The 9,307-nt window shown below is 69.8% G+C and carries 10 protein-coding genes and 1 riboswitch; all 10 genes read right to left on the reverse strand.

The genetic code is table 11. The features are described from left to right. Positions 1-238: WXG100 family type VII secretion target (locus ACTWQJ_RS38820; protein WP_443311140.1), on the reverse strand; the 238-nt coding region annotated here is incomplete at its 3' end. A 55-nt stretch (positions 239-293) separates the two neighbouring features. Continuing rightward, positions 294-710: a WXG100 family type VII secretion target gene (locus ACTWQJ_RS38825; RefSeq protein ID WP_443311141.1), complete on the reverse strand. Its 417-nt coding sequence runs from the start codon at positions 708-710 to the stop codon at positions 294-296. Positions 711-869: 159 nt separating this feature from the next. Continuing rightward, positions 870-1,811, reverse strand: coding sequence for a Ppx/GppA phosphatase family protein (locus tag ACTWQJ_RS38830; protein WP_443311142.1), 942 nt, complete (start codon positions 1,809-1,811; stop codon positions 870-872). After that, positions 1,808-2,341, reverse strand: coding sequence for a DUF501 domain-containing protein (locus tag ACTWQJ_RS38835; RefSeq protein ID WP_385262334.1), 534 nt, complete (start codon positions 2,339-2,341; stop codon positions 1,808-1,810). Before ACTWQJ_RS38835 ends, ACTWQJ_RS38830 begins: the two co-directional genes overlap by 4 nt. Positions 2,342-2,360: 19 nt before the next feature. After that, positions 2,361-2,834, reverse strand: coding sequence for an FtsB family cell division protein (locus ACTWQJ_RS38840; protein WP_443311143.1), 474 nt, complete (start codon positions 2,832-2,834; stop codon positions 2,361-2,363). A gap of 93 nt (positions 2,835-2,927) precedes the next feature. Then, positions 2,928-4,208, reverse strand: a complete 1,281-nt coding sequence (gene eno, locus ACTWQJ_RS38845; protein ID WP_224738658.1) for a phosphopyruvate hydratase — start codon at positions 4,206-4,208, stop codon at positions 2,928-2,930. Between the two features lie 354 nt (positions 4,209-4,562). Continuing rightward, entirely contained in the window at positions 4,563-5,258 is a 696-nt protein-coding gene (locus ACTWQJ_RS38850; protein ID WP_443311144.1) for a transglycosylase family protein, read from the reverse strand. Between the two features lie 4 nt (positions 5,259-5,262). Further along, a riboswitch (cyclic di-AMP (ydaO/yuaA leader) is annotated at positions 5,263-5,431 on the reverse strand. Between the two features lie 182 nt (positions 5,432-5,613). Continuing rightward, entirely contained in the window at positions 5,614-6,612 is a 999-nt protein-coding gene (locus ACTWQJ_RS38855; RefSeq protein ID WP_443311145.1) for a transglycosylase family protein, read from the reverse strand. A 220-nt stretch (positions 6,613-6,832) separates the two neighbouring features. Beyond that, positions 6,833-8,113 carry a cytochrome P450 family protein gene (locus ACTWQJ_RS38860; RefSeq protein WP_443311146.1) on the reverse strand — a complete coding sequence of 427 codons (1,281 nt, stop codon included), beginning with the start codon at positions 8,111-8,113 and terminating at the stop codon, positions 6,833-6,835. A gap of 96 nt (positions 8,114-8,209) precedes the next feature. Continuing rightward, the gene (locus ACTWQJ_RS38865; protein ID WP_443311147.1) at positions 8,210-9,265 is read right to left on the reverse strand and encodes a nucleoside triphosphate pyrophosphohydrolase; all 1,056 of its coding nucleotides are present in this window, start codon (positions 9,263-9,265) and stop codon (positions 8,210-8,212) included. Positions 9,266-9,307 lie beyond the last annotated feature (42 nt).

The following is a 9,307-nucleotide window of genomic DNA, read 5'->3' on the forward strand; positions in this document are numbered from 1 at the left end:
CGTGCAGCCACTTCTGTGAGGCCTTCAGGTCCTGTGCGGAGCGGTCCCACTCGTCGAGCTTGTCGATAAAGGCTTCGCGGGCCTCGCCGCTCCAGGACAGCACTACCGGTTCCACCCGGTCGTAGAGGTCGTCGAGCTTGCCGTTGAGCTGCTTGAGGATGTCTTCCAACTCGCCCGCCAGGTGTTGAAGCGTTGCGAGCTCGACGGTTATGTGGTCGTCATCGGTGCTGGGCGGCATGTGTTCCCCCGTGCCTGGAGTCGATTCGTGGTGATGCGGATGCCGTACGGCAGTGTCAGAAGCCGTCGAAGCTGCTGTGCGGCCGCGTCGGCGGCTCGGCGGCGGCCGGGTTCGGCGTGGACAGCCGGTCCACCTCTCCGGCGACGTTCACCTCGATCCGGCGGAGCCTGTTCAGTACCTCCAGCTCCCGCTCGGTGAACCCGTCCCGGCTCATCCGCACCGCGGACTCCAGCAGTTCCATCACTTCGCGGATGCGCACCGCGTCCTCGGCAGCGGCTCGGTGGAAGGCCCGGTAGGCCGACCCCGCCGGACCCTGCCAGCCCGCCTCGATGGTGTCGACGATGCCGTCCATGCGCCGTACCTGCCGGTTCAGGTACTCCTGCATGTCGTTCAGATCGTCGGCGAGCTTGGTCAGGTCCTCGTGCTTCGCCCGAAGATCCCTGGTGCCCTTCGGACTCTGCGGCTCCCCCATGACGTATCCCCCGTCACATCAGTCTCCGTGATCCCTCGATTCGCACATGTGAGCTTAGTCCAAGGGAAGTTGGCGGGACAGGAGTGACTGTGGGGACTCACCGGAGCCCCGGGCATCCGCACAGACGCCCGGGCCGGGAAGCGGCCGTGTGGCAGCGGTTCAGGCGATGGACCACGCGATGCCGTCGAGGATGTCGTGCTCGCTCACGACGACCTCGTCCGCGCCGATCCGCTCCATGATCGACAGCAGGACGAGAGCCCCCGCGGCGATGACGTCCACCCGCCCCGGATGCATGGACGGGACGGCCGCGCGCTGGGCGTGGCTGGAGTGCAGCAGCCAGTCGGTGATCTCGCGGACCCTGTCGTGGGAGACACGGGAGTGGTGGATGCGGGTCGAGTCGTACTCGGGCAGGTCCTGGGCGATCGCCGACACGGTCGTCACCGAGCCGGCCAGGCCGACCAGCGTGTGCGCCTCGCGCAGCGGCACCGTCTCCTCGGCGAGGTCGAGGGCCGCCTCGATGTCGGCCCGCATCGCCGCGATCTGTTCCTCGGTCGGCGGGTCGGAGACCACGCCGTCGCGGACCAGGTGCCGTTCGGTCATCCGCACACAGCCGACGTCGACCGAGCGCGCCGCGCGGACGTGGTCCTCGCCGACGACGAACTCGGTCGAGCCGCCGCCGATGTCCACGACGAGGTAGGGCTTGGGGAGATGGTCGTGTTCCGCCAGTTCCCTGGTCGCGCCGGTGAAGGAGAACTCGGCCTCCTGATCCCCGGTGATGACTTCGGGCTCGACGCCCAGAATGTCCATGACGCCGCGCACGAAGTCGTCCCGGTTCTCGGCGTCCCGGGAGGCGGAGGTGGCGACGAAGCGGAGCCGTTCCGCGCCGTGCTCCTTGATGATCGCGGCGTACTCGCGGCAGGCCGCGAAGGTCCGCTCCAGGGCCTCGGGGGCCAGGCGGCCGGTGCGGTCGACGCCCTGGCCGAGCCGCACGATCGTCATGCGGCGGTCCAGGTCGACCAGTTCGCCCGTCTCTGGGTTCGCGTCGGCGACGAGGAGCCGGATGGAGTTCGTACCGCAGTCGATGGCGGCGACTCGGGTCACTGGTCGTTCTCCTCGTTCGGTACGGTCACACAGGCGCCCTTGCGCCACCACTCCGGCAGCATGGCGAGGGCCTCGTCGCCGAGGGGGTTCACGCCGGGGCCGGCGGCCAGCGAGTGGGCGACCAGGACGTGCAGGCACTTCACCCGGTCCGGCATGCCGCCGGCGCTCGGGAAACCCTTCAGCTCCTCGATCTCGTCCCGGCGCCGGATGTAGTCCTCGTGCGCGGCGCGGTAGGCGGCGGCGAGCTCGGGGTCGGTCTCCAGGCGGGCCGTCATCTCCTTCATCACGCCGTTCGCCTCCAGGGTGCCGATCGCCGAGGACGCCTTGGGGCAGGTCAGGTAGTACAGCGTCGGGAAGGGCGTGCCGTCGGGCAGCCGCGGGGCGGTCTCCACGACGTCCGGCTGCCCGCACGGGCACCGGTGCGCGATGGCGCGCAGCCCGCGCGGCGGCCGGCCGAGCTGCTGCTTGAAGGCCTCGACGTCCGCGTCGGTGGGCTCGGTGCGCGGGGTGGGCGGCGGGGGGGTCTCCATGACGTTCTTTCTCTTGTGTTCACTGGTCGGAGGCATCGGACTTGTCGACGCCGTCCCAGACGTTCGCGTACCAGGGGCGGTCGGCCGCCCCGGAGTCGGCGTGCGACTGCTGTGCCGCGTCCGGGTCGATCACGACGTAACCGGTCTCCCCGGGCATCACATAGTGCAGTCGCTGCCGGATCTGCTGCTCCGCGTACGCGTCGTCCTGCCAGCGTGCCTTGAGGTCGCGCAGTTCCTCGACCCGCTGCCGGGCCTGTTCCTGCTGCCGCTGGAGGTCGGCGATCTCGGCGCGCTGGGCGACGTACTGCCTTATCGGATAGGCGAGGGCGACCACCAGCGAGCAGACGACGAGCGCGAGCAGTGCGGCGCGGCCGGTCAGCCGGGAGCGGCGGGCCTGGCGACGGGTCTGGGAGCGGTAGACGCGGGCGGCCGTCTGCTCGCCGAGCAGCCGGATCCTGGTCGTGGTGGAGAAACCCCGGTCCCTGGCGGCCATCTCCCACTCCCGTCACACACGCGCGTACGTCCCCGCACACGGTACGGGACCGAGTACGGGGACGTACGTACGACGCTTCCTACGAGGCCCTGCTCAGCCCTTGAAGCGGGGGAACGCGGAGCGGCCGGCGTACACCGCGGCGTCGTCGAGGATCTCCTCGATGCGCAGCAGCTGGTTGTACTTGGCGACGCGCTCGGAGCGGGCCGGGGCGCCGGTCTTGATCTGGCCGCAGTTGGTGGCGACGGCCAGGTCGGCGATGGTGACGTCCTCGGTCTCGCCGGAGCGGTGGGACATCATGCACTTGAAGCCGTTGCGCTGGGCGAGCTCGACGGCGTCCAGGGTCTCGGTCAGCGAGCCGATCTGGTTGACCTTGACCAGCAGGGCGTTGGCGGCGCCCTCCTCGATGCCCTTGGCCAGGCGCTCGGGGTTGGTGACGAACAGGTCGTCGCCGACGAGCTGGACCTTGTCACCGAGCTTGGCGGTGATGGTCTTCCAGCCCTCCCAGTCGTCCTCGAACAGCGGGTCCTCGATGGAGACCAGCGGGTAGGCGTCGACCAGCTCGGCGTAGTACTCGGTCATCTCGGCGGCCGAGCGCGCCTTGCCCTCGAAGAGGTAGGAGCCGTCCTTGTAGAACTCGGACGCGGCGACGTCGAGCGCGAGGGCGATCTGCTCGCCGGGGGTGTAGCCGGCCTCCTTGATCGCCTCGAGGATGAGGTCGAGGGCCTCACGGTTGGAGCCGAGGTTGGGGGCGAAGCCGCCCTCGTCGCCGAGGCCGGTGGCCAGGCCCTTGCTCTTCAGGACCTTCTTGAGGGTGTGGTAGACCTCGGTGCCCCAGCGCAGGGCCTCGGAGAAGGACTCCGCGCCGATCGGGGCGATCATGAACTCCTGGATGTCCACGTTGGAGTCGGCGTGCGAGCCGCCGTTCAGGATGTTCATCATCGGCACCGGCAGCAGGTGCGCGTTCGGGCCGCCCAGGTAGCGGAAGAGCGGCAGGTCGCTGGCCTCGGAGGCGGCGTGCGCGACGGCGAGCGAGACGCCGAGGATGGCGTTGGCGCCGAGCGAGCCCTTGTTGTCGGTGGCGTCCAGGTCGAACATCGCCTGGTCGATCAGGCGCTGCTCGGTGGCGTCGTAGCCGACCAGCTCAGGGCCGATCTGCTCGATGACGGCCAGGACGGCCTTCTCGACGCCCTTGCCCTGGTAGCGGTTGGGGTCGCCGTCGCGGAGTTCGATGGCCTCGAAGGCGCCCGTGGAGGCGCCGGACGGGACGGCGGCACGACCCGTGCTGCCGTCGTCGAGGCCGACCTCGACCTCGACCGTGGGGTTGCCTCGGGAGTCCAGGATTTCCCGGGCTACGACGACGTCGATGGACGGCACGAGCATCTCCTTCGTGGATGTGACGCGGTTTAGCAGGACCGCAGCGGCTCTGCGAGACGAGCCTAACCGGCTCCGTGGGATCGGCCAGCCGGTCGCCCACCCCGTGGACGGAACCGATCGTAAATTGTTTCCGAATGGAACAAAGACGGTTCCTCAAGAATGAGGGCCCGAGCGGAGAACGAGGGCCCGAGCGAAGAACGAGGGCCCGAGCGGTGACACAAAAGCCCCGCCCCGGCGCGTACGGGGGAACACGCACCGGGGCGGGGGCCCGTGGGGACGGGGGGACCCTCACGGGGTCTGCGAAGCCCGGATTACTTCAGGTCAGGTGAAGCTGCCGGGCCGGGTAGATCCGGATTACTTCAGGTGCAGCTGCTGACCCGGGTAGATGAGGTCGGCGTCCTCGACGATGTCCTTGTTCAGCTGGAACAGCTTCTCCCAGCCGCCCTCGACGTCGTGCTCCGCGGCGATGGTGCTGAGCGTGTCGCCGGTGACGACCTTGTACTCGCCGTCGCCCTTCTCGACCTTCTCACCGGTCGGGGTGGTGACGGTCTTCTGCGCCGGGCGCTCCTGCGAACGGGAGGCCGGCTGCTGTTCGGTCGAGCGGGTGGTGGTCTCGGTGCTGCTCTGCGAGGAGCCCTCCGAGGAGGAGTCGCTCGCGCCGCCGCCGGTGTACGTGGCGTTCGACAGGCCCGTGCCGCAGTGCGGCCAGGCACCCTTGCCCTGACCCGCGAGCACCTTCTCGGCGATCTGGATCTGCTGCTCCTTGGTGGCCTGGTCGGCCGTGGCGGCGTACTGCGTGCCGCCGTACGCGGCCCAGGTGGAGGCGGAGAACTGCAGACCGCCGTAGTAGCCGTTGCCGGTGTTGATGGACCAGTTGCCGCCCGACTCGCACTGGGCGACGGCGTCCCACTCGGAGGTGGTGGCGGCGGAGGCGCTGCCGGCCGCCATCAGCGGGGCCGCGACGGCGGCGGCGCCGGTGACACCGACGACGGCTATGGCACGAGCGGCCTTGGACGGACGACGGTGCTTGCCCTTGCTGGAAAACAGCATGGATGGATCCCCTCACCGACGCCTGCGAGGTGAGCTGTCGGGTTCGGGCCGGTTGAGTTGCCCGGTCACGCCCCTGTGGGGAGGCGTGACTTCACCCCAAGCCGTACGGGCTCAACTGCCCGGTGCGGCGCTTACCTTGGGTCCCCCGCTCCTGCCTACGGCGCTTGACGCGACGACTGTTCCCGGACGGCCGCTGGCAGGATTCGGCGTTGCGGCAGCCGGGGCTCGCGTTGGCGAGCGGTCATGACCGTAGACACGCGATTGGCGGAATTTCAAAGAGGATCAGGGCCTCTGAGACTCATCCCACACTTTCACCAAACCGGACATTAGACGCTAAGTGGGACGTGAACTCCCGCTACTTTTCGCCCGGTTCGACCCCGACATCCAGCGTCTGACCGGGGATGATGTAGTTGGGGTCGGCGCCGACGATCTCCTTGTTGTCCGCATAGAGCACGGACCATCCCCCTTGGACGCCAAGGGAGTCGGCGATACCCCAGAGACTGTCCCCCTCGCGCACGGTGTACGACCCGTCGGCGGCATCGCGGGGGGAGGCGCTGTCGCGTGAGGCGTGACGCCCCGAGGACTCGGTTGTACGAGCGCCGGCGGCATCCTCGTCGGCGCTGTCGCCGCGATGCTTGCCCGTACCGGTGTCGATCAGGCCGGAATCGCCTTCACTCTGCCCCGAGTTGTCCGAGTCGGTGGCCTTCGGGGTGGCTGTGGGAGAGCTGTCGGATTCCTGAGAGTTGTCCGGAGTGGAGTCGGCGGGCGTCGGGCTCGCGGAACCGTCCGTCGCATTCGATGACGAGTCAGACGATGGGGACGGCATGGTGGATTCAGTCGAAGACTCTGCCGAATCAGACGAACCGGACGAGCTGGAGGAACCGGACGAGTTGGACAAGCCGAACGAGTTGCGCAGGCTCTCGGAAGTGTCCGACGAGGCGTCACCGGCCACACCCGTGTCCACGTCGACCGAACCCTTGTCCGCGTTGAGACCGGCGGTGAGTCCGCAGGTGCCCCATGCGCCCACACCCTGGTCCGCGAGGATCCGCTCGGCGACGGCTATCTGCTGCGAACGGCTGGCCTGGTCGGCGCTGGCCGCGTACGTGAGGCCGCCGTACCGCTCCCAGTCCTCCTGGGACAGTTGCAGCCCGCCGTAGTACCCGTTGCCCTCGTTGGCGCTCCAGGAGCCGCCGCTCTCGCACTCCGCCACCCGGTCCCACGTCGTGCCGCTGGCCGCGCTCGCGCCGGTGGCGCCGAGGAGCGGGATGGCGATGGCGGACCCGGTCACGCCGGCCGCGACAACGAGGGCTGGAGCCTGGCGGGGGCGACGGTGACGACCGTTCCCGGAGAGCATGCGGGGACCTTTCGCGAGACAGCAGTGACCGGCGCGGCGGGTGGTGTTCGACGTCGCGCTGATGGGTGAACGTATCGGCAGTCGATCACTTGTCACAAGTTAACGTCGCGCAGATCACGTGAAGATCACAGAGTTGAGGTTGTGTCACGTTTTCGGTGCCGGAGTGGAGCGTTCCGGTCGAATCCGGGGGCTGGAGGGGCCGGGAGGCCGGGGGGCCGGTTTACGAGATGGGAGTGAACTCCACGGGCAGCGTGCGCAGTCCGCGCATGATGAGGCCGCCGCGCCATCGCAACTCGCTCGGGTCCACGGCCAGTCGGAGGTCGGGGAGGCGGGTGAGGAGGGTCGCGAGGGCAGTCTGCCCCTCCAGGCGGGCGAGCGGCGCGCCGAGGCAGTAGTGGATGCCGTGCCCGTAGCCGAGGTGCTGGTTGTCACGGCGGGCGAGGTCGAGGGTGTCCGGATCGGCGAACCGCTGCGGATCCCGGTCCGCGGCGGCGAGTACGACGAGCACGGGGTCGCCGGGCGCGATGTCCTGCCCGCCGATGGTCAGCGGCTGCGTGGCGAACCGCCAGGTGGCCAGCTCCACCGGGCCGTCGTAGCGCAGGAGTTCCTCGACCCCGGTTTCCAGGAGGCCGCGGTCGCCGGTGGCGAGGGCCTGCTGGAGGCGGGTGCGCTGTTCGGGGTGGGTGAGCAGGGCGTAGGTGCCGTTGCCGATCAGGTTGACGGTGGTCTCGAACCCGGCGAACAAAAGGATGAACGCCATCGCGGCGGCCTCGTTCTCGGTGAGGTGCTCACCGTGGTCGGAGGCACGGATGAGGCCGGAGATGAGGTCCTCGCCCGGGGCCGGTTCGGCGGAGAGCGACTCACGCTTGCGGTGGATGAGGTCGGCAAGGTAGCCGCGCATCTTCTTCACCGACCGCGCGACCCCGCCCCGCGGCCCTCCCCCGTGCCGGATCATCATGCCCGCCCAGTCCCGGAAGTCGTCCTGGTCCTCGCGGGGGACGCCGAGCATGTCGCAGATGGCGTAGATGGGGAGCGGGAAGGCGAACTCGTGGATGAGGTCGGCGGAGCCGTTGCGGGCGAACCGGTCGAGGAGGTCGTCGGTGAGCTCCTGCACACGGGGCGCGAACTCGGCGACGCGGCGGGGCGTGAAGGCCTTGGAGACGAGCCGGCGGAGGCGGGTGTGGTCCGGCGGGTCGATGTTGAGCAGATGCGTCATCAGCTCCGCCTTGCGCTCACCGGGGATACCCGTCTTGCCCTTGGCGTGTGCGGGCTCGTCGTGGTGGGCGGGGTTCTTGCTGAGCCGCTGGTCGGCGAGGGCCTGCTTGGCGTCGGCGTAACGGGTGACCAGCCAGGCCTCCACACCGCTGGGAAGCCGTGTCCGGCGGACAGGGGCGTGCTCACGGAGCCAGGCGTAGGCCGGGTAGGGGTTGGTGGCGAACTCCCACGTGAAGAGCTCGGGGGCGTCCTGGTGGGGGCTCGGGCGGTGGGGCTGGCTGGTCACCCGTTGACGGTATCCGGAGGCGGAGGGGCGGGTGACATCGGTCGCCGGGACGGCATCGGTCGCCGGGCGACGTCAGTCGCCGACCGGCGGGTGACGTCAGTCGCCGGTCCCGGCTGTGTCGGAATCCGTCCGCTGGCCCCGGCTGTCGGTCTCCTGTCCCCCGCTCTCGGTCTCCCTGATCGCATCCCGGTAGGCCCGCGCCGCCGCCCGCAGCGCCGCTTCCGGGTCGACGCCCTCCGCCTCGGCCCGTATCGCCAGCGCCAACAGCTCGTACCCGACGCCCTCGGTCTTCGGCAGAGGCACCTCCAGGCCCGCCGTACGCACCCGGGACGCCAGCTTCGCCGCGAGGGCCAGGCCGGGCTGGTGCAGGGGGATGCCCTCCGTCACCGACGTCCGCCGCTTCTCCTGCGCCTTCGTGCGCAGCCAGTGCTCCTTGACCTCCTCGGGCGTCGAGGCCGTCTCGTCCCCGAAGACATGCGGATGGCGGTGGATGAGCTTGGCGACAATGCCGGCCGCCACGTCGTCGATCGAGAAGGGCGCGTCCGGGTCCTCCTCGGCTATCCGGGCGTGGAAGACGACCTGGAGGAGGACGTCACCGAGTTCCTCGCGCAGCTCGTCGCGGTCGCCGTCCTCGATCGCCTCGACGAGTTCGTACGCCTCCTCGATGCCGTACTTCGCCAGGCCCTGGTGGGTCTGCCGGGACGACCACGGGCATTCGGCACGGATGCGGTCCATGACCTGCACGAGGTCGAGGAGGCGGGCGCCCGGCAGGTCGTAGGAGGCGGGGAGCAGCTCCAGCTCCGGCATCCGGACGCGTCCGGTGCCGGCGAGGCGGGCCAGGCCGTCGGTCAGCCCGGGCTCGCCCTCGCCCGTGGCGACGACCACCACGGTGTGCCCGTCGGCGCACACATCGACCAGTTCCTCGGCGGTCGGGGACTCCTCGGCCACGGCTATCCCCGCCTCGCGCAGATACGGCAGCTGCGGGTGTGCCCCGTCCGCGCAGAGCACCCGGTCGGCGGTGCGCAGCGCCTGCCACGCCGGCCAGGAGAGCAGGCCGGGCGCGACACGGTGGCTGGTGGTGAGCAGGACGATCCGGCCGGGGGTGAGGTCGGAGCTCGTGTCCGGGGCGCCTTCGAAGCTGGTTGCGTTCACGATCCGAACGTAACCCACGCCGCCGACAAGCCCCCGAGTTAT

Source organism: Streptomyces sp. KR55 (assembly GCF_052245645.1).
Lineage (GTDB): Bacteria > Actinomycetota > Actinomycetes > Streptomycetales > Streptomycetaceae > Streptomyces > Streptomyces flavusporus.

Bases quoted from the DNA above. Each gene is read 5' to 3' on its own strand.
- ACTWQJ_RS38840 (WP_443311143.1), bottom strand. From the start codon at position 2,834: ATGGCCGCCAGGGACCGGGGTTTCTCCACCACGACCAGGATCCGGCTG.
- ACTWQJ_RS38850 (WP_443311144.1), bottom strand. From the start codon at position 5,258: ATGCTGTTTTCCAGCAAGGGCAAGCACCGTCGTCCGTCCAAGGCCGCT.
- ACTWQJ_RS38835 (WP_385262334.1), bottom strand. From the start codon at position 2,341: ATGGAGACCCCCCCGCCGCCCACCCCGCGCACCGAGCCCACCGACGCG.
- ACTWQJ_RS38855 (WP_443311145.1), bottom strand. From the start codon at position 6,612: ATGCTCTCCGGGAACGGTCGTCACCGTCGCCCCCGCCAGGCTCCAGCC.
- ACTWQJ_RS38825 (WP_443311141.1), bottom strand. From the start codon at position 710: ATGGGGGAGCCGCAGAGTCCGAAGGGCACCAGGGATCTTCGGGCGAAG.